This is a genomic window from Rhizobium sp. 2YAF20 (assembly GCF_052114685.1).
Lineage (GTDB): Bacteria > Pseudomonadota > Alphaproteobacteria > Rhizobiales > Rhizobiaceae > Rhizobium.
Genome location: NZ_JBFRFF010000021.1, coordinates 45420 through 64721 on the forward strand (window position 1 = coordinate 45420; position 19302 = coordinate 64721).

Genomic DNA, 19302 nt, shown 5'->3' on the forward strand with positions numbered 1-19302 from the left:
ACGGAGAACGCTTATGCCAACGGCGCAGGATGACGGCGACAATCGCAACAAGCGCAGTTCAGTCGCGGAGCCAAGCAAGCCGCGCATCCTGGAAGTCCTCGGCCTGGAGCTAACCGGGCGTCGGACGATGACCGAGCAGCATCGCTACTTATTCCCAGCTCGGCGCCCGCTTTGCCTACGGCGCAACCTGGACGCTGCTTTTTTCCAATCCTCTCATGGTTGCGATCCAGATCATCAGCGGACGCCTGGGTCGCACCAGCGGACGTGGCGTTGCCGGCAATCTTCGAAAATACTATTCCAACTGGCTGGTGCTGCCCTGCGTTGCGCTCCTGCTTGTTGCTAACACCATCAACATCGGCGCCGATGTCGGCGCTATGGGAGACGCCACCAAGCTTGTCCTTGGCGGTTCGTCTCTGCTCAAGGTCGTGATTTTCGGCTTCGCTTCTGCGGCCCTGCAGGTGTTTCTGAAATACAAACAGTATGTGCGTGTTCTCAAATGGCTGAGCCTGGCGCTCCTCGCCTATGTAGCAACACCGTTTATCGTCAAGATCGACTGGGCTGCTCTCGGAATTGGTTTTTTCATTCCGAAGATCACTTTTTCAGCCGACTTTTTGACCGCGATCGTCGCCATCTTCGGCATGACGATCAGCCCCTACCTCTTCTTCTGGCAGGCCTCGGAGGAAGTGGAAGACCTGAAGGAAAAAACATGGCTCATCAATGAAACCGCCCGAGCAGCCGATGTCCGTTGCGTCAGTCGATCGGCAACGAACTCCAGGAAACCGGCGTGACGGTCACCTGCCTGATGCCCGGCCGACGGAGACACGGTTCTTCGAACGCGCCGGCATGCTGGACACCGATGTCGGTCAGGCTGAGAAGGACGACCCTGCCGACGTCGCCAAGGTCGGCTTCGACGCCATGATGGATGGCGAGGGCGACGAAGGTCGAGCCCCTTTTGCCCTTTCGCGCGGAGGCAAAGGCGCCGCAGCAGATTGCAATATTCTTTGCGCATACCCATATCTCAGACTTGCCAGACAACCCCTTGGGATTGGTCCGTCGTCTTTTAGACAACGGCAAGCTGGCGCCCTCCGACTGTTTCGTGACGGGCAAAACCAACAACAATTGATGATGCCCGCCGATTGGCAGGCAAAGGAAACCTATTGAATAAGACAAACATCGCTGCCGCGCCCGCGGCTGTGAAGCCGCGTGAGCGCGATGAGGCCGTCGTTCGGCTGACCCAAAACTGGAGACCATATCCCTGCCTTCTCTCACGCCGTGAACTGCAGGAACTGATCACCGATCAGCTTGGCTGATCAGTGATGCCTACAACACGAAAATAAGGAGAATTCGATGCAAGTGCTCGTCAGAGACAACAATGTCGACCAGGCCCTCAGGGTTCTGAAGAAGAAGATGCAGCGCGAAGGGCTGTTTCGAGAAATGAAGGAACGGCGCGCCTACGAAAAGCCGTCCGAACGCCGCGTTCGGGAAAAGGCACAGGCGATCAGCCGGCATCGCAAGGCCGCACGTAAGAAACTGCAGCGTGAAGGACTGATCGCCGCGCCGAAGCGGAAGGCCTCCGCTCGATAGTGCCCAATCTCGCCCCGACGCCGTGCGGCATTCCTTGAAAGGATAAACGAATGGAAGAACTCACCAGCATAACGATCTCCGAAGAGCGCCTGGAGGAATGCCGCGACGTCATAGAACCGGAACTCCAGGACCTGATCCGCAGTGCGCTGCAGACCGGGTTCTCGCGCGAGGAGGTCCTGATCGCGGTCAGCGAACTGGTCGCAGAGGATTTCGCGACCGTGATGAAAACGCCGCGCGTCCATTGAGGAGATAGACAATTCGAGAACCAGATATGAGCATGATGGAACAGCGTGACCTCTTCGGCGCCATCGAGCCGGCACTTCCGGATGGATTCCGCTATGCGCCCGACGTCGTCCCCAACGATCTGCAGCTGACCCTTCTCCAAAAGATACCCGAGCTGCCATTCAAGGCTTTCGATTTCCACGGTTTCGAAGGCAAGCGCAGGACGGTTTCGTATGGCTGGAAATACGACTTCGATGCACAGCGCGTTCGAAAAGGCGACGATATTCCGCCATTTCTTTTGCCCGCGCGCGCGCTTGCCGGCAGTTTCGCCGGTATCGATCCCGACCGGTTGGAACAAGCTTTGGTGACCGAATATGGTCCCGGCGCTCCGATCGGCTGGCACAAGGACAAGCCCGTTTTCGGGCGAGTGGTCGGCATCTCGCTTCTCTCTCCGTGCATCTTCAGGCTGAGGCGGCGCCACGGCGACAAGTGGCAGCGCAGCTCGATCATGGTCGAGCCGGGATCGGCATATGTGATGGCGGGCGACGCAAGAACGCTTTGGGAGCATTCCATCCCGCCGGTCCATCAGCTTCGCTATTCGATTACCTTTCGCGAACTAAATCCCGGTACCTAAGGGAGCCATTGCCGATCGCGTTTTAGAATGTCTGCTGCAAAAACGCCGGCAATCTCCTCATAAAAGGAAAGTTATATATGCCGACCGGCAAGGTGAAATGGTTCAGCGCAGCTAAGGGTTTCGGTTTCATCACGCCCGATGACGGCGGCGCCGACGTCTTTCTGCATCTCTCAAAGGCCGAGGAGGCCAACCTACCGACGTTGGAAAGCGGAACCGCGCTTCAGTATTCTATCGGCTCTCGGAACGGAAAAGTGTTTGCAGAAGGTCTCTCGATCGTTTCCAAACCAAGGGCGCCTCGGCGGGAGCCTGGAGTGGATAATTCAGGCTCAAATTTTCGAGACAGAATTTGAGAGGGAATGGGACCCTCGAAGGCGATAGGGGCTTCAACGGCTAATGCAGCAGGCGAGCCTTGATCGCTTGTCCGACGATCGTCAATTGCAGCACCGGTTCGCCTCGCACGAAACTCTCCTCCACCAGTTCCAACCGCTCCAGCCGCTCGACGATCTTTTCCGACAGGCGCCTGTCGCCGACCAACCAGCCCTTGCAGACTTTTTTCTGCCGCCGGAAAAACGCGATCGCTCTCAGGGCTTCCTGCTGCGTGCGGGTGAGGCTTCGCGCCGTATCGGCTGCTCCACGATAATCCGCGGATGGGACCATGCCGGCTACTCCTTCGCCCCGGTCCGGTCATCGGCGCCGGGCCAGTCGTTGGCGGGTTCATCGACCGCGTCTTCTGCGGGATCCGGATCATGCTGATAGGCGAGCTGACGCTTTGCCAGAACGTCCTGCAGCGTTTCGATGACGACCGCCGTTCCATATCCCTGGCTTTCGAACTGGTCGATGATGTCAGCAAGAAGGTCGTCGAGCTGCTGGAACAGCTGTTCAGGGCTCTCGGATCATTCGGTCATGATAGACGCTCCTGTTCAGCTCGTGGCCCGACGCTGCTGCCAATCCTTGTAAGGCGCAAGGAGCTGGCCCGGGAACCGATCCTCGATGGCTGTCTCGACCAGGGCGATCTTCGCGAATACATCGCTGCCGTCGCGCTCGCCGGGACGGATGTCTTCGCTTTCCTCTTCAAGCCTCTGCATGGTTTCGAACAGTTCGACGTCGCTCATCGCGGTAAGACGATCGGCGAAATCACCGGCATCAAAGTCTGCTTGATCGGGCATACCGTTACTCCTTCTATTGATATCTCCCGCACGGACACCCCGCAGAGGGAGCTGCTCGAGACGGGATATCTCCTCCCGAGATAAGTTACCCGTCATCGAGTTCAATCCAGGTGGGCGCGTGATCACTGGTGTGCTCCCAGGCACGCGCAAACTTGTCGACACCGCACGCGGTCAGCCGTTCACGCAGGGACGGGCTGAGCAGGAAATGATCGATACGAAGGCCGGCGTCGCGCGCGAACGCCTTCCGGAAATACTTCCAGAAGGTATAAATCCGCTCGTCCGGATGCAGCAGGCGGAGAGCGTCCGTTCATCTCATGGCGATCAGCTCGGCATAGGTGGCCCGCACCTCCGGATCGAACAGGGCATCATCGCGCCACCGCTCAGGGGCGTAGACATCCAGGTCAGTCGGCATGACGTTGAAGTCGCCGACAAGAGCCACCGGCACCTCCAGTTGCCCGGGAACAAACCCCTGATTAACGATTCATGCAGCGTTCGGTGTTCAGCGGTTGATTGACTGTCTCCTGGTAATTTCGTCGGTTCGCTGGGAACAACTATCCGGCTTCTGAGTTCAACATACGCTGACGAGGCGGCTTGAACGGGAGCGCAGCGGATGGAGAAAATTGAGCTGACACGACGCGTGTTTATTGGCGGCAGCGCCGCGTCGGTGGTCGCCGGATCTAAGGCGCGCGGCAGGGAAATTTCCGGGGAGGAGCCTTGGCTACCCCATCAGGCCGACAATCCCTCCGCAGATGACACCCCATCTTATCAGTTCCTTTCGCAGGCGGAGGTCGCCTTCGTCGTCGCCGCAACCGAGCGCGTCTGTCCCAAGGACGAGCTTGGGCCCGGCGCCGAGGAGTGTCGTGTCGCCCTGTTCATCGACCACCAGCTTGCAGCTGCCTACGGACGGGCCGGCAGCTGGTATATGCAGGGGCCCTGGGCGAAAGGCGAGGAAACGCAGGGCTACCAGTCCAGGCTTTCACCTGCCGACATGTATCGGGCTGCGATCGCGGCGATCGACAGGCATGTCGGTGTGGGCCACGACGGCAAGGCATTCGCGGGCCTCACGCCCGACGAACAGGATGTGGTGCTCGACAGTCTCGAGTCGGGAAAACTGGACCTCGATGGCGTCGATGCCAAGACCTTCTTCAAGATGCTCCTTCTCAATACCAAGGAAGGCATGTTCAGCGATCCGATCTATGGCGGCAACAAGGACATGGCCGGCTGGAAGATGATCGGGTTTCCCGGTGCCCGTTACGATTACCGCGACTGGGTAGGACGACATGGAGAGCGCTATTCCGGGCCACCCGTCGGAATTGCCGGACGTCCCGGCTGGAACCAGCAGGGCTGACCATGGCGAAAAAGCGTCCTCACACCGATGTCGTCCTCGTGGGGTTTGGTTGGACGGGCGCCTTGATGGCCCAGCAGCTGACGGACGCGGGTCTTGATGTCCTTGCCTTGGAGCGCGGCAGCTGGCGCGACACCGCGACCGACTTTGCGCCGACTTTCATCCAGGACGAATTGCGCTACCGCTATCAGGGACACCTGTTCGAGCAGACCGCGCAGGAGACGGTCACGTTCCGCAACGCGCCCGATCAGACCGCGCTACCCATGCGGCGCCTCGGTTCCTTTCTGCCGGGCACCGGCGTCGGCGGCTCCATCATCCACTGGAACGGCCAGACATGGCGCTTTCTTCCTTATGATTTCGAGATCCGCAGCCGGACGACCGATCGCTACGGCGCGCAGATGATACCCGAGGACATGACGCTGCAGGACTGGGGCGTCACCTATGACGAGCTCGAGCCCTACTATACGCTGTTTGAGGACTTGTCCGGGATATCGGGGCAGGCGGGAAACCTTGGAGGCGTGAAACAGCCGGGGGGCAATCCCTTCGAAGGCCCGCGGTCGAAACCCTACCCCACCCCGCCGATGCAGCAGACCTTTGGTCCGACCTTGTTCGGACAGGCAGCCCAGTCCCTCGGCCTTCACCCATTTCCCTGTCCGTCTGCGAATATGTCGCAAGCCTATACCAATCCTCTCGGCGTCACTCTGGCGCCATGCACATATTGCGGCTTCTGCGAAAAATTCGGTTGCGGCAACTACTCGAAGGCGAGCGCCCAGACGACGATTCTTCCAGTTTTGATGAAGAAGAAAGGCTTCACGGTTCGCACGGACAGCGAGGTGCTGCTGATAAATCGCGACTCTTCCGGGACGCGGGCGACGGGCGTGACCTATGTCGATCGCCAGGGCGAGGAATTTGAGCAGCCCGCCGACATGGTCATCGTCTGCGCCTATATCACACACAATGTCCGGCTTTTGCTGCTGTCCGGTATCGGTGATGTCTACGATCCTGCGACGGGCAGGGGGACGGTCGGCAAAAACTACTGTTACCAGATGAACCCCAGCGTAAACGTCTTTTATGACGACAGGATCCTGAACCCCTTCATAGGCGCCGGCGCGCTCGGCATGATCGTCGATGACTGGAACGGTGACAATTTCGATCACACCGGGCTCGGCTTCATCCATGGCGGCTACATCTCAGGCTACGTCACCACTGGCCGGCCGATCGAAACCGAGCTGCTCCCCAAGGGAGTGCCCAAATGGGGCGCGAAGTGGAAGCAGGCCTTCGTTAGGAACTATTTGACGTCGATGTCGATCGGCCTGATGGGGGCAGTGATGCCCAATCGCACCAACCATCTCGATCTCGACCCAACCTACCGCGACGTACATGGCCGGCCGCTGATGCGCATGACCTACGACTTCAAGGCCAATGAATTGAAGATGCAGGATTTTGCGATCGGCAAGATGTCCGAGATCGCGAAAGCCATGCAGCCTCGCGAAATCGCCGCCGCTCCACGCGGGCCGCACTACGATATCGATCCCTATCAGACGACCCACAATACCGGAGGCGCGATCATGGGCTCCAATCCGAGCGACAGCGTCGTGAACCGATATCTGCAGCATTGGCAGGTACCGAACCTGTTTGTCGTCGGCTCGAGCGCCTTTCCACATAACAGCGGCTACAATCCGACGGGAACGGTGAGCGCGCTGGCGCTTTGGTCGGCCGACGCAATCAAGAACCAATATCTGAAACATCCCGGCCCATTGGTGCAGGCATGAGCAGCCGGAGGCGGATATCCGCCGCCGCTTGGGCGGCTTCGCTCTCGTCACTCCTCTGCGTTGCGATCTGGCATGCCGCCGATGCGCAAGTCGGCGATTTCGCGCTCGAGCAACGCGGTCATCGTCTCGTTGATGCGGGTGATTGCGTCGCCTGTCATACGGCGGAAGGCGGAAAGCCCTTCGCCGGCGGCCGGCCGCTCGATACGCCATTCGGCACGATCTATTCGCCGAACATCACCCCGGACGCCCAAACGGGGATCGGCGCATGGACGGGCGACCAGTTCTACCGGGCCATGCACGAGGGTATCGCGGCCGATGGCACACATCTTTATCCGGCCTTCCCCTATCCGTGGTTCACGAAGGTCAAGAGAGAGGACGTGGACGCGATAAGGGCCTATCTGAGGACGATCGCGCCGGTCAGGAACAAGCGGCCGGAAAACGAGCTCGTCTGGCCGCTCAATCATTCCTTTTCGATGACCGGCTGGAATGCGATGTTCTTTTCGCCCGGCACTTTCCAGCCGGATACCACACAGTCCGCGGAATGGAACAGGGGCGCCTACCTCGTCGAGGGGCTTGGACATTGCGGTGCCTGCCACAGTCCGAAGAACGCCTTGGGCGCCGTGAAGGATGCTCACCGCTTCGAAGGCTCCGAAATCGAAAACTGGTTTGCGCCCGACCTGACCGCGAACAAGGTCTCCGGACTTGGCAGCTGGAGCCTGGACGACATTGTCGCCTTCCTGAAAACGGGGCACAACCGGCGCACCGCGGCCTATGGGGCGATGTCCGAAGTCGTTGAGGATTCGGCTTCGAAGATGGCCGACGAAGACTTGAACGACATAGCGATCTACCTGAAATCACTGCCCGCGTCGGCGTCCTCGGCGCCGAGCAGTAAGGCCGAGGCCGGGACGGTGTCGTCGGGCCAGGCAATCTACCGCGACGCCTGCTCAGCATGCCACCAGAGCAGCGGCCAGGGCGTGCCGAGCCTGTTCCCGTCGCTGAAGGGCAGTTCCATGGTGCAATCGCGCGATCCGCTGTCCATGATACGGCTGGTCCTCAACGGCGGAAAGGCCGCCACGACTGCCTCAGATCCAAACGGTACGGCCATGCCTTCGTTTGGCTGGAAACTGTCTGACCAGCAGGTTGCCGCGGTTTCGACCTATGTCCGCCAGGCCTGGGGCAATCAGGCAGCCCCTGTTTCAAGCGCGGATATCGCCGCGATCAGACCGAAGGTGGAGGCGATCACCAGTGCAAAATGAGTGGCGCAACGGCTAAGCTTGGCGATTGATAGCTGTGAGACCCCCGCGTCTCTCAGGTTTTCAGATATGTGCCGTTGCCGCGCGCAATGCCCTTTTTTGGGTCTTGCCCTGACCCGTTCTCAAAGGCCTCGATTGAGCTGAAATAAGTTTTGGGAAGGTCGCGGCGAAAGGCCTTGTCAGAGCGCCCGGGTGAGATCGTCGGCACACAGGAAGACGAGAAGAATCATCAGCCACGCCGCAGCCGCCAATGCCGCAATGCGCAAAAGCGGTTCCTCTTCGTCCAGGTGCATATATCGCCAGTAGATGAGCCCGGCTTTCACTGCAGCAATTGAGACGCCGATAGCAAAACCTACAATGCCGCTAAACAGAAAGCTCGCCGCAACGGTTGCCGTCAGCAGTAACAGCAGCAGAAACCAGACAAGCAACAGCGGATGGAGGGCGCGCGCCATCATCACCTCGCCAAGTACAAGATCGGATAAAGGCAGATCCAGATGACGTCGATCAGGTGCCAATAAAGCCCGGCGAGGGTTATAACGATCGCCTTTTGTGGCAGGGGAAGCGTGTCACGGGCTAGCCGGACGACGAGCAGACAGAGAAGCACGATGCCGATTGTAAGATGCAAGGCATGAAGGCCGGTGGCGACCAGATAGAGGTTCATGAAGAGGTGCTGGGCATTGCTGCCATAATGGGTTTGGACGCCGGGAACGGGCAGAAGGCCTTCAGCGAATTCCGCGTGGTATTCGTAGGCTTTTATTGCCAGGAAGAGGAGACCGCAGACCGATGCCGCGGCAAGCCGAAATGCCGTCAAACTCGCTTTGCCGGTCTTGGCCGCTTCGGTGGCGAAGGCCACGCTGAGGCTCGATGTCAACAGTACCACGGTGTTGAGACCGCCAATACCGAAATGCAGGGCGCGCGAGGCCTGGACGATCTCGGCAGAATGCAGAAGCCGCAAACTGAGCAGTACCGCAGCAATGCCACCGAAGAGCATGATTTCGCTGCCGAGGAAGATATACATCCCCATCGTCGCCGCCTGACGCTGCTGGCGGCCATCGCGATACGGTTCGGTGACCTCGGCCGTCTCAGCCATTCTCTTCCTCCATCTCAATCTCGTAGTCGTAGGGCGGTCTGTCGACGACGGGGATCTCTTCGAAATTATGCTTCGGCGGCGGCGAAGCCGTCTGCCATTCGAGGCCCGTAGCCTCCCAGGGGTTATCCCCGGCCGGCTCGCCGTAACGCATCGAATAGGCGAGATAGACGAGCGGCATGAGATAGGCGATGCCGAGCACTCCCGCCCCGGCGCTGGAGAGGACGTGCCAGACCTGGAACTCCGGCGGGTAGACATGGTAGCGCCGCGGCATACCGAGATAACCTAAGATGAATTGCGGGAAGAAGGTCAGGTTGAAGCCGAGGAAGATGAAGATCGCTGCCAACCTGCCCCAGACGAGCGGATACATCCGCCCAATGATCTTTGGCCACCAGTAGTGCAGGGCGCCGAAGAAGGCCGAAACGGTACCGCCGACCATGATGTAATGAAAATGCGCGATGACGAAATAGGTGTCGTGCACATGCACGTCGATCGCCAGCATCGCCAGCATCAGCCCGGTCAACCCGCCGAAGACGAAGAGACCGATGAAGGCCATCGCGAAGAGGAAGGGCGGATCGAGCGAGATGTGGCCTTTGTACAGCGTCGCCGTCCAATTATAAACCTTGATGCCGGAGGGAACGGCAACCGCGATGCTGAGGAAGGAGAAGGCGGCGCTGGCATAGATCGACTGGCCTGAGACGAACATGTGGTGGCCCCAGACGAAGAAGCCGAGGGCGGCAATGGCGATCGAAGAACCGGCGACGAACTGATAACCGAAGATCGGTTTGCGGGCGCCGGCCGCCACCAGCTCGCTGACGACGCCGAGTGCCGGCAACACCATGATGTAGACGGCCGGGTGGCTGTAGAACCAGAAGAGATGCTGGTAGAGCAGCGGATCGCCGCCCAGCGCCGGATTGAAGATGCCGAGCCCGAACAGGCGCTCGGCTGAGATCAACACCAGGGTGATCGACAGCACCGGGGTCGCCAGCACCAAGATGAGCGACGTCGCATAGATCGACCAGACGAAGAGCGGCAGCCGACCCCAGGTCATTCCGGGACAGCGCAGCTTGTGGACCGTGACGATGAAGTTCAGTCCTGTCAGGATCGAGGAGAAGCCGACGATGAAGACGGCGGTGGCGGCCAGTATGACATTGCCGTTGGCGTACATGGTCGACAAAGGCGTGTAGAAGGTCCAGCCGGTATCGACGCCGCCGGCGATCAGCACGAAGACGGTGAACAGGCCGGCGATCATATAGATGTACCAGCTCAGCAGATTGAGCCTTGGGAAGGCAAGGTCCCTGGCGCCGATCATCAGCGGGATCAGGAAATTGCCGAAGGTGTTGGGAATGGACGGGATCAGGAAGAACCAGACCATGACGACGCCATGAATCGTGAAGGCCCGGTCATAGCCTTCATTCGTCAGGAGATCGCCGGCCGGGGTCAGGAGGTCGAGGCGGATGAGGGCGGCGGCGCAGGCGCCGATGAAGAAGAAGAAGGTGATGGAGACGAGGTAGAGGAGGGCGATGCGCTTGTGGTCGGTGGTCAGCAGCCAGGACTTCAAGCTGTGGCCGGCGCGAAGATAGCTCAGCCGTTCCGCTGCCGTCTCCGACAGGCCGCGATCGTCAAGATTGTCCGGGTCGGGTCGCTGCTCCGCGGTGATCGTCATTGCGTGGCCTCGCCCGGTCTTAGCGATTTGATATAGGCGACGATCTTCAGCGTGTCCTCTTCGCTGAGCACATTCTGGAACGTTGGCATGATGGATGGATAGCCGGCGACGATCTGCGACTGCGGCAGCAGGATGCTATCCCTCAAATATTCGTCGTCGGCGACCACGACCTCGCCGGATTGCAAGGGCACCGGCTTGCCGTATAGGCCGACCAGCGAAGGTGCATGGACAGTGGAAGCGGGACCATGGCAGCCGCTGCAGCCACGCCCGCGGAAGAGAGCCGCACCTTCGGCTGCCAGCGACGGATCGTTGGAGGACTGGCTGAGCCACTTCGCATAATCGGCCGGCTTCATGGCGACGAAACTGCCGATCATTTCTGAATGGTTGGTGCCGCAATATTGCGAGCAGGCGAGGCGATAGGTGCCGGGCTTGTCGGCGGTGAACCAGAGGCCGGTGTAGCGGCCGGGCACGACATCCTGCTTGATGCGCAGTGCCGGGATGAACAGGCTGTGGATGACGTCCTGCGAGGCCATGGTGAGCTTCACCGGTTGTCCCGTCGGCACATGCAATTCGTCGATTTCGGCCTGGCCCTCCGGATGCTGGAATTTCCACATCCATTGCTTGGCGACGACGTCGATCTCGAGCTCACCAGTCGGCGGTCGATGGAGCCCAGCGAAGAGTTCTGTCGACCAGACGTAGAAACCGATCAGTGCCAGGAACGGGATGGCCGACCAGGAGACCTCGGCGACGACGTTCCTGTTTACGGGATGCTTGCGGTTGGCAGCTCTGCCGCGTCGATATCTGGCGGCGAAGACGACGATGAGGATGAAGACCGGTGCAGACAGGGCGACGATCAGCACGGTGAAGCAGACAACCAGCAGGTCGACCTGATGACTGTAGCCTGAGATGCTCGCGGGCCAGAGGGGAATGAAGCTCATGTGTTCTTTCCTCCCGACACATTCTTGGCGCGGCGCCGTTCCCGCAGCAGCGCAGAGGCGAGCACCCCGCCGCCCAGCGCGATCGTCGCGGCGCCGCCGGCATGCAGCGCCAGCCCGATCAGCGAAGAGTATCGGCCGGTGACGGGATCGTAGTGGTAGCAAAGCAGCAGGATCTGGTCGCTCCAGTCGCCCGTCCGGCCGTGTCCGGCTTCCGTCAGCGCCAACTTGAGGTCGTGCGGATCCGGCGCCAGCCCGTAAAGCCAGCCGCTCAGATGACCGTCCGGCGTCAACACCGCGACTGCCGCGTCGTGGGCGTACTGACCGATGTCCGGATCGAAGGCATAGCGATAGCCAAGCGCATCGGTGACGGAATGTATATCGGACTCCTTGCCAGTCAGCGCGTGGATGCCGGTTGCGGCCAGCGTCGGAAAGCGCTCCCGCAGATCGTCAAGCGCTTGCCGCGCTTGCCTCGAACCCTCCTTCGGATCGATGCCGAAGGCAATGATGGTGAAATCGACGGGCGGCCGGAAGCGCTGACCCGCGACGGCTTCCATCAGCCCCGCGAGCGTAACGCCGCAAATATTCGGGCACTTATGCAGCACCGGGACCAGCAGCATCGGTTTACCGGCGCCGACCTGACGAAGCGTGACCCGACGGCCGGCCTCATCTTCGAAAGGTCCGCCGAGCGGGATGGCGGCGTTCGGTTTCGGATCGATGCCGGACGCCTTGAAGGGATCGAAGGGTGCGGCAAAGCCAGGAGAAATGCCGGGAACAGCGAGGAAGACCAGCATCAGCAGGAGAAGATGTCTCATGGACTGCCTCCTGTCTTCTCGGCGGGATCCGGCCAACCCCGCATGGCCAGGATGGCAATCGCCCGATCGATGGGGATGCGGGCGGTCTGCCGGGATTGGTCGATCCAGCCGTAGCCTTCCAATCGTTCCCGAGCCCCCGCCTGCAGCAGGACGCGGTCGGCCGATGGCGAGACCTCCAGACGCGGTCCGCCATCTAGCTGCGAGTTGAATGACGGCGAGCGCGGTTGCCGTACCGGTTCGACCGAACGCAGGACGCCGAAGGCGATGACGATCGACAGGGCTGCTCCGGCAAAGAGACCAACGCCGGCCAGCAGAATGAGGCGCGCGGAGACGTCGGTCGTCTCGTATCCGGCGGCACCGGGCCGCTTGCCGGCCTTTCGAGAAGGGCCCCTCATTGTGCCGCCTCCTGGGTGCGGGGGGACTGCAGCTTGGCGAGCAGCATCGGCGCCTGGGAGAGGATGGCAAGACCTAGAAAAGCGAGGCCAAGGAGCGAGATGAGATAGGCGAAGATTGCTAGCGCGATATCGCCCGTCAGCGTCGGTAGGGTCAGCCAGGCATATTCGAGCGATTTTCCGATGAGAATAGTGATGGAGAGCGTTGCCAGCCAGGCGCAGCTCCGGCGGACCGGTGGGAGGAACAGCAGGAAGAGCGGCAGCAGGTGCAGGGTCGCCATGAGACCCTCGACCACCGCCCAAGGACCCTTGCCGCGCTCCTGAAACCACACCACGCCCTGGATGAGATTGCCTGACCAAATGATGAAATACTGCATGAAGGCGAGATAGGCCCAGAGCAGGATGGCGGTCATCAGCAAGGCGCCGAGAGGCCCTGGATGTCTCCGCCGACCCGTAGCAAGCCGCAGGAGGATCAGCATCGCAAGGGCCGCCAGCATCTGGCTGGACAGGATATAGAGGCCGAAGCCAGAGGAGTGGAAGTCGACGTCCAGCGACATCAGCCAGTCGACTGCCAGCAAGCTCTGCGCCATGACGAAGACAATGAGGCCAGCAATGGCAAGCGACAGGGAGCGATCCCGCTTGACGAGCAGCCGCCAGCCGAGCAGACAGGCTCCGGCCAGAATGATCAAGGTTCGCATGCCGAAGAAGATCGGGGAAAGATAGGCTGCCTTGATACCCTCCAGCGATGCACCTCGCGCCCATTCGTAGATCCAGTGCTGGCCGAAGAGGACCGGCAGCGACGCGGCGAGTACGAGCGGCAGCAACAACAGGCCCGTCTTTGTCACCGGACCCAACTCGTCCCGCCATTCTCCAGGAATGATCTGCATCATCATAAAGAGACATAACCCGCCAATCGGCAGGGTACTTACGAAGGCAAAACCCGCCAGCCAGCCAGTGAAAGCGGCGACGGGGGAAACGAGGGCGATCATCCATGCGATGCAGCACAGGATGGCGCCTGCGGTGGCCAGCATTCTCGTCGGCAAGGCTCCGATCCGGTTCATGAGCCGGCTCCCAATTTGCCCAAGTCCTCCGGCGGTAGCGTGCTTGTCACAGCATTCTGGCTGAGCTGCAGAGCGCGGATATAGGCGGCGATTGCCCATCGATCGGAAGGCGAGATGCGGTCGGCATAGGAATACATGACGCCGTGGCCGTTGGTGATCACGTCGACGAAATAGCGCGACGGTGCATTGCGAAGCCGATCGATGTGAAAACTAGGCGGATGCGGGAAGCCGCGGGCGGGCACAATGCCGTTGCCATAACCTCCGGCATCGTGGCAGGGGGCGCAATAGATGCCGAAGCGCTCCTGCCCCCGTTTCAGGAGTTCGGGCGTCATGGCGGGACGTTTGGCAAGCGCGGCGGCCTCACCTGGATCGTCCCGCGCGATCGTCCCCTCGGGCGGGGCTTGTAGCGCCTTGCCATCGGCAAAGAGCGTGCTCTTCTCATAGGAATCGTAGCGCGGCTGGCGGTTCATGTCATCGCAGGCAGCGAGCAGCAGGGGGGACAGGAGAAGGAGCAGGCCGTATTTCATTCCGGCTCCTCCGTGTGCTCGACGATGTCGATGCGGACCGGGTCGAGGCCTTCCAGAAAGCGGCGGGTGCGATCGGGATGAAAGCGCGCGTCATTGCTGAAGAGCACGAGGAAGAACTTGTCGCTGCTTGCCAGATGAAAATCGGCGACGTCGAACACCGGATGATGCAGGCGCGGCAGGCGGTTGAGCAGCAGCATTCCGAAGATCGCAAAAAGCACGGCAAAGAGCACCGTCAGCTCGAAAGTGATCAGCATGAAGGACTGCCACGCATAGATCGGTCGGCCGCCGATCTCAATAGGGTAGGCGTAGTTCGTCCAGAGCTGCAACCCGTAGCCGCTCGCCGCGCCAGCGACGCCGCCCATCAATGTCAGCCATGGCACGGTATTTTCGTCGAACCCAATGGCTTCCGTCAGACCTTCCACCGGAAAGGGCGAATAGGCGTCGAAGGCCCGGAAGCCGCCTCGGCGCGCTGCCCAGACGCACTCAACCAGCCGCTCTGGACTATCGAATTCGGCCATCAGGCCGAAGATGTCGGTGCTGGGGCGCGGCTCACGCATGGCTGAGATCTCCCGTCTCATGCATGGCTTCTTTGACCTCGAAGGCGGAAATAACCGGAAGGAAGCGCACGAACAGCAGGAACGGCGTGAAGAAAACGCCCAGCATGCCGGCATAAAGCCCCCATTCCCAGATGCTCGGATGATATTCGCCCCAGGAAGAGACGAGGTAGTCGCGATAGAGTGAGGTGGTGAGCAGCATATAGCGCTCGAACCACATGCCAATGGTCACCGACAGGCCGATCAGAAAGAGGATAACCGGTTGCCGGCGGACGGCGCCGAACCAGAGAAGCTGCAACGGCACGAAATTGAGGATAACGGCGCCCCAATAGCTGTAGGCGTAGAGACCCGTCAGCCGGTCCATCAGCGTGCCGACCTCCTGCATCTCGCCGCCATAGAGCGTGTCGAAAACCTCGGCCCAGTAACCGTAGGCGGTCATCAGGCCGGTGGCGAGCAGGAAGCGGCCGAGCAGATCGAGATGCCGCTCGGTGACGATATCGCCCAACCCCAGCGCATGGCGCAATGCGACGGCGATCATCGCCACGACTGCGAAACCGGAAAAGGCCGCGCCGAGTACGAAGTAGGGTGGAAACACCGTCGAATTCCAGCCGGGGATCGGGCCGGCAGCAAAGAGCAGCGAAATTTCCGAATGGACCGAGACGACGAGCGGGACGGCGATAGCCGCCGTCAGCCGGTAGGCCTGGTTCCATCGCGCCCAGTGCCGCGCCGAGCCGCGCCAGCCGAGCGCCCCGAGACCGTAGAGCACCTGCTGCCAGCGCTTTTGCGCCCGGTCGCGCACCGAGGCGAGGTCGGGCACGATGCCGATATACCAGAAGAGGATTGATACCGTCAGATAGGTCAGCACCGCAAAGAAATCCCAACTCAGTGGGCTCTTGAACTGCGGCGAAATCGTCATCGTGTTCGGATAGGGCGCAATCCAGTAGAAGAACCACGGTCGTCCGAGATGCAGGATCGGGTAGAGCCCGGCGCAAATCACAGCAAACAGCGTCATCGCTTCCGCAAAACGGTTGAGCGAATTGCGCCAACGGGCGTTGAGTAGCAAAAGCAAGGCCGAGATCAGCGTGCCGGCATGGCCGATGCCGAGGAACCAGATGTAGTTGGTGATCGCCAGGCCCCAGTTAACAGGAATATTGTTGCCCCAGACGCCAACGCCATAGATCAACAGCACGGTTGCTGAAATGACGAAGCTCAAGAGCAGCATCAGCGAAACGCAAAAGCAGGCCCACCAAGCCCTCGGTGCCGGATAGCGCAGCGGTATACGGGTGATCTCCTCAGTGATGACGGCATTCTGCCCGGCCATGAAGTCGGTCATCCCGCAGCCCCTTTTCCGGTCAGGTTCTTGTCTTCGATGCGGGCGAGATAGGTAGTACGCGGCCGCGTATTGGCGTCTTCAAGCAGCGCGTAATCACGCGATCCGGCCTTGCGGCGGCTGACGGCGGATTGCTTGTCGGCGATATTGCCGAAGACGATCGCCTGGGTGGGGCAGGCCTGCTGGCAGGCGGTAACGATCTCGCCGTCGCGGATCGGCCGTCCCTCCTTGTCGGCGGTGATGCGCGCCTCGGCGATCCGCTGGACGCAATAGGTGCATTTCTCCATGACGCCGCGGCTACGCACTGTCACGTCAGGGTTGCGCATTGCCCTGACCGGCTCCGGATCGTTTTGAGTAAAATCGAACCAGTTGAATCGCCGCACCTTGTAGGGGCAATAGGAGGAGCAGGTCCGCGTGCCGATGCAACGGTTGTAGATCTGCAGGTTCAGGCCGTCGATCGAATGGACGGCGGCGTTGACCGGGCAGCCCATCTCGCAGGGCGCCTGTTCGCAATGCATGCAGGGCACCGGCTGGAAATAGGACTTTGGTTCCTCGACTGGGCCTTCGTAATAGTGGTCGATGCGCAGCCAGTGCATTTCCCGGCCTTCGGCGACAAGATCCTTGCCGACGACCGGGATGTTGTTTTCCGCCTGGCAGGCGGTGACGCAGGCGTTACAACCGATACAGAGGTCGAGATCGATCGACATACCCCAGGAGGGATCGGATTTCGGACGATCCGGATAAAGGGAAGGGGGTTCGATCTTTTGGGCGGCTTTCGAATTCAGATCGAGTTCGGCGACATCGGCGGTGCGGATGAAATCGAATCCGTCGATCGCCTGGTGCAACTGCGTCGTTGCCATGGCGACCGTGTCGCCGGTGGCCTCCAGCGCGGCACCGAAGCGATGCCAGAGATCGTCTGAGTGGCGCAGGGCATAGGCGTCATAGCCAAGTCCTTCGGACAGCGAACCTTTCATCCTGCGACCGTAGCCGAGCGTCACGGCAACGGTATTGGCCTCCTGGCCCGGCATGATCCAGACGGCGCCGGCAACCGATCCGCCCGCCACGATCAGCCGCACTTCATCCCCGTTCTTCAGGCGCAATTGTCCGGCGAGCCGATTGCTGACATGGATGACGTTGCCCCAGGTGATCTTCGTCAGCGGCCGCGGCGTCTCCTGCGCCCAGGCGTTATCCGAGAGCGTCCCGTCCCAGACGCCGGCATCCGGCCGGATGACCAATGTTAGTCCGCCTTCCTGGTGGGGCGCGGGCGGTGAAATGTAGCGATTGGCGACCGCTGGTGCGGTCAGGGGGAGATCGCTACCGTCGACGAAGCCACGGTTGAGACTGTCAGTCCAGCGGCGCTCGAAATCCGGTCCCCAATTCGCTCGCCAGGTCTGGCGCACTAGATCGCGATCGATCGCGGCATGACCAGCCAGATTTTCCATGATCACATGCAGCGAGCGCACGTCGTAGAATGGGCGCACCAGCGGCTGGATCAAGCTGACTGCGCCATTGCAAGCCCGAGCATCGCTCCAGCTTTCGAGATCATGCTGCAACGGCAAATGCCAGTGACAGAGCGCGGCGGTCTCGTCGACATGCAGGCCAGCATGCATCCGGAATTCCACCGTCTGCAGCAGGTTGGGAAAGTCGAGGTCGGCGGGAGCCGTATAGGCGGGGTTGGCGCCGACGATCGCGAGCGTCGAAACCCGGCCGGTCTTGATGTCCGACGCCAACGCCAGCAGGGACTGCGCGCCGTCGGGTGGCACGGCAAGGACGGGATCGGAAAACCGCAACGTTGCGCCAAGATTTCCGAGCCTCTCGTTGAGAATGAGGCCGATTGCCTGAACCTCGGCCGGATAATGCGTGCCCACCAGGATCAGCGATCTCCCCCGCGATCCATCGAGTGCCGCGGCTGCGTCGTCACACCATCGCCGTTCGCCATCGGACAACGCCTCGCTTGCGGTCGTGTCCATACCGAGAAGGCTGCCGATCGCCCGCAGCAGGTGCTCCATCGCATTCACTGAAGCTGTCAGCCGCCTATCCGCCACAGAACCGGTCGAAGATAGGATGGCTTCCGCGACGAAGAGGCGACTTTGGCCTCGCCGATCCTGTCGCAGGCGGCGCCGATCCGCAAATAGCCGCGCATTGAGGGTCTGGCGCGGACCAGGGCCAAGGAAATCGTCATCCAGGCTGAGGATTGTTTCCGCCCTGTCGAAAGCGGGATGCGGTTGGAGCGGCTGGCCAAAGACATCCATCGATGCTGCAAGCTGCAGGTCATTGGAGACCGGATCGCAAATGTGCCAGCGCGCCTTTGGCCAGCGTTGCATCATTGCCGAAATCTGGCGGAGGAGCGTCGGAGAGCTCATCGGGCCTGTCAGCAGGCGAAAGCCTTCGCCTTGGACTTTGTCCAACGCCGCTGCGCTTGCGGCCATCTCGCTGTCGAAGGCATTCCAGTCCGCCGGTTTTCCGAGGTGGAGCGGCAGTTGCGAACGGCCGGGATCGTAGAGACCCAGCAGTGCTGCCTGCGTGAAGGCGTCGGTGGCGCCGTTCGAGACCGGATGATCCGGATTGCCTTCCAACTTTACAGGCCTGCCGGTGAAGGTCCTGCCAAGCACCGGCTGTGCATATCCGGCAAGAGTGACGGCGGTGGCATACCATTTCGCGACGCCGACGGTGACGTCTGCGGGAGCGTTGACATAGGGCAGGGCCGTTTCGTCCTCCTCGCCCTTGCAGGCCGAAAGCCCCGCCAGGGCTAGCGATGCCCCCATGAGTTTCAGCAAAGATCGGCGATCGATGGCAGGCATGCGGCGGGAAAGGGTTGGAAACTCCTCTTCGATGAACTGACCGAACAGGTCGGTGCGGGACAAATTCTCCAGAGAGCGCCAGAACGAGCGTCCCGCCTTTCCGGCCAGCGCTTCGCGCATTGCATCGGCTGCCTTGGGGGATCGGCCTTCGGTCATTC

22 protein-coding genes and 2 pseudogenes are annotated in these 19302 nt (G+C 60.9%); 11 read left to right on the forward strand and 13 right to left on the reverse strand.

The annotated features are described in order from the left end of the window. Positions 1-194 precede the first annotated feature (194 nt). The 7 genes and pseudogenes from AB4Z52_RS21770 to AB4Z52_RS21800 all read left to right on the forward strand — a co-directional run bounded on the left by AB4Z52_RS21770 (position 195) and on the right by AB4Z52_RS21800 (position 2790). Positions 195-788 carry an NRAMP family divalent metal transporter gene (locus AB4Z52_RS21770; protein WP_442220046.1) on the forward strand — a complete coding sequence of 198 codons (594 nt, stop codon included), beginning with the start codon at positions 195-197 and terminating at the stop codon, positions 786-788. Next, positions 767-936: pseudogene (locus AB4Z52_RS21775) on the forward strand (SDR family NAD(P)-dependent oxidoreductase); the annotation flags it as partial. The gene AB4Z52_RS21770 and the pseudogene AB4Z52_RS21775, both read left to right, overlap by 22 nt. A gap of 221 nt (positions 937-1157) precedes the next feature. Further along, a complete protein-coding gene (locus AB4Z52_RS21780; protein WP_442219984.1) occupies positions 1158-1310 on the forward strand; it encodes a hypothetical protein in 153 nt (50 codons plus the stop codon). A gap of 37 nt (positions 1311-1347) precedes the next feature. Continuing rightward, positions 1348-1584: a 30S ribosomal protein S21 gene (gene rpsU / locus AB4Z52_RS21785; protein ID WP_003551351.1), complete on the forward strand. Its 237-nt coding sequence runs from the start codon at positions 1348-1350 to the stop codon at positions 1582-1584. A 50-nt stretch (positions 1585-1634) separates the two neighbouring features. Beyond that, positions 1635-1829 carry a hypothetical protein gene (locus AB4Z52_RS21790; protein ID WP_442219985.1) on the forward strand — a complete coding sequence of 65 codons (195 nt, stop codon included), beginning with the start codon at positions 1635-1637 and terminating at the stop codon, positions 1827-1829. A 26-nt stretch (positions 1830-1855) separates the two neighbouring features. Beyond that, entirely contained in the window at positions 1856-2440 is a 585-nt protein-coding gene (locus AB4Z52_RS21795; RefSeq protein WP_442219986.1) for an alpha-ketoglutarate-dependent dioxygenase AlkB, read from the forward strand. Positions 2441-2517: 77 nt separating this feature from the next. Continuing rightward, positions 2518-2790, forward strand: coding sequence for a cold-shock protein (locus tag AB4Z52_RS21800; RefSeq protein ID WP_442219987.1), 273 nt, complete (start codon positions 2518-2520; stop codon positions 2788-2790). Between the two features lie 40 nt (positions 2791-2830). On the opposite strand, the gene AB4Z52_RS21805 is transcribed toward AB4Z52_RS21800, so the two are convergent. Next, positions 2831-3097: a hypothetical protein gene (locus tag AB4Z52_RS21805; protein WP_442219988.1), complete on the reverse strand. Its 267-nt coding sequence runs from the start codon at positions 3095-3097 to the stop codon at positions 2831-2833. 89 nt (positions 3098-3186) lie between these two features. On the opposite strand from AB4Z52_RS21805, the gene AB4Z52_RS21810 reads away from it, so the two are divergent. Continuing rightward, entirely contained in the window at positions 3187-3690 is a 504-nt protein-coding gene (locus AB4Z52_RS21810; protein WP_442219989.1) for a hypothetical protein, read from the forward strand. A 1-nt stretch (position 3691) separates the two neighbouring features. Here the strand turns inward: AB4Z52_RS21810 and AB4Z52_RS21815 are convergent. After that, a pseudogene (locus tag AB4Z52_RS21815) lies at positions 3692-4060 on the reverse strand (exodeoxyribonuclease III); the annotation flags it as partial. Positions 4061-4216: 156 nt separating this feature from the next. Here AB4Z52_RS21815 and AB4Z52_RS21820 point away from each other — a divergent pair. From AB4Z52_RS21820 to AB4Z52_RS21830, 3 genes are read left to right on the forward strand one after another with little or no spacing between them, the layout of a single operon-like run. Continuing rightward, positions 4217-4954 (forward strand): gluconate 2-dehydrogenase subunit 3 family protein, encoded by a 738-nt coding sequence (locus tag AB4Z52_RS21820; protein ID WP_442219990.1) that lies wholly within the window; start codon positions 4217-4219, stop codon positions 4952-4954. A gap of 2 nt (positions 4955-4956) precedes the next feature. After that, positions 4957-6723 (forward strand): GMC family oxidoreductase, encoded by a 1767-nt coding sequence (locus AB4Z52_RS21825; RefSeq protein WP_442219991.1) that lies wholly within the window; start codon positions 4957-4959, stop codon positions 6721-6723. Next, positions 6720-7979, forward strand: a complete 1260-nt coding sequence (locus AB4Z52_RS21830) for a cytochrome c (protein WP_442219992.1) — start codon at positions 6720-6722, stop codon at positions 7977-7979. Before AB4Z52_RS21825 ends, AB4Z52_RS21830 begins: the two co-directional genes overlap by 4 nt. A gap of 176 nt (positions 7980-8155) precedes the next feature. Here AB4Z52_RS21830 and AB4Z52_RS21835 read toward each other — a convergent pair whose 3' ends face one another. From AB4Z52_RS21835 to AB4Z52_RS21885, 11 genes are read right to left on the reverse strand one after another with little or no spacing between them, the layout of a single operon-like run. Further along, positions 8156-8428: a cytochrome C oxidase subunit IV family protein gene (locus AB4Z52_RS21835; RefSeq protein ID WP_442219993.1), complete on the reverse strand. Its 273-nt coding sequence runs from the start codon at positions 8426-8428 to the stop codon at positions 8156-8158. Positions 8429-8430: 2 nt separating this feature from the next. Further along, the gene (locus AB4Z52_RS21840; RefSeq protein WP_442219994.1) at positions 8431-9066 is read right to left on the reverse strand and encodes a cytochrome c oxidase subunit 3; all 636 of its coding nucleotides are present in this window, start codon (positions 9064-9066) and stop codon (positions 8431-8433) included. Then, positions 9059-10729: a cytochrome c oxidase subunit I gene (locus AB4Z52_RS21845; RefSeq protein ID WP_442219995.1), complete on the reverse strand. Its 1671-nt coding sequence runs from the start codon at positions 10727-10729 to the stop codon at positions 9059-9061. Before AB4Z52_RS21845 ends, AB4Z52_RS21840 begins: the two co-directional genes overlap by 8 nt. Then, entirely contained in the window at positions 10726-11667 is a 942-nt protein-coding gene (gene coxB, locus AB4Z52_RS21850; protein ID WP_442219996.1) for a cytochrome c oxidase subunit II, read from the reverse strand. Before coxB ends, AB4Z52_RS21845 begins: the two co-directional genes overlap by 4 nt. Then, positions 11664-12479, reverse strand: coding sequence for an SCO family protein (locus AB4Z52_RS21855; protein WP_442219997.1), 816 nt, complete (start codon positions 12477-12479; stop codon positions 11664-11666). The genes coxB and AB4Z52_RS21855 overlap by 4 nt, the downstream gene beginning before the upstream one ends. Beyond that, complete coding sequence (locus AB4Z52_RS21860) at positions 12476-12874, reverse strand: hypothetical protein (protein ID WP_442219998.1); 399 nt, start codon at positions 12872-12874, stop codon at positions 12476-12478. Before AB4Z52_RS21860 ends, AB4Z52_RS21855 begins: the two co-directional genes overlap by 4 nt. Next, a complete protein-coding gene (locus AB4Z52_RS21865) occupies positions 12871-13932 on the reverse strand; it encodes a hypothetical protein (protein WP_442219999.1) in 1062 nt (353 codons plus the stop codon). The genes AB4Z52_RS21860 and AB4Z52_RS21865 overlap by 4 nt, the downstream gene beginning before the upstream one ends. After that, on the reverse strand, positions 13929-14459 hold the full coding sequence (locus tag AB4Z52_RS21870) for a c-type cytochrome (protein WP_442220000.1): 531 nt from the start codon (positions 14457-14459) through the stop codon (positions 13929-13931). Before AB4Z52_RS21870 ends, AB4Z52_RS21865 begins: the two co-directional genes overlap by 4 nt. Then, positions 14456-15016 carry a DUF3341 domain-containing protein gene (locus AB4Z52_RS21875; RefSeq protein WP_442220001.1) on the reverse strand — a complete coding sequence of 187 codons (561 nt, stop codon included), beginning with the start codon at positions 15014-15016 and terminating at the stop codon, positions 14456-14458. Before AB4Z52_RS21875 ends, AB4Z52_RS21870 begins: the two co-directional genes overlap by 4 nt. Beyond that, positions 15009-16346: an NrfD/PsrC family molybdoenzyme membrane anchor subunit gene (nrfD, locus tag AB4Z52_RS21880; protein WP_442220002.1), complete on the reverse strand. Its 1338-nt coding sequence runs from the start codon at positions 16344-16346 to the stop codon at positions 15009-15011. Before nrfD ends, AB4Z52_RS21875 begins: the two co-directional genes overlap by 8 nt. Continuing rightward, positions 16343-19300 (reverse strand): TAT-variant-translocated molybdopterin oxidoreductase, encoded by a 2958-nt coding sequence (locus tag AB4Z52_RS21885; RefSeq protein WP_442220003.1) that lies wholly within the window; start codon positions 19298-19300, stop codon positions 16343-16345. Before AB4Z52_RS21885 ends, nrfD begins: the two co-directional genes overlap by 4 nt. Between the last annotated feature and the right edge of the window lie 2 nt (positions 19301-19302).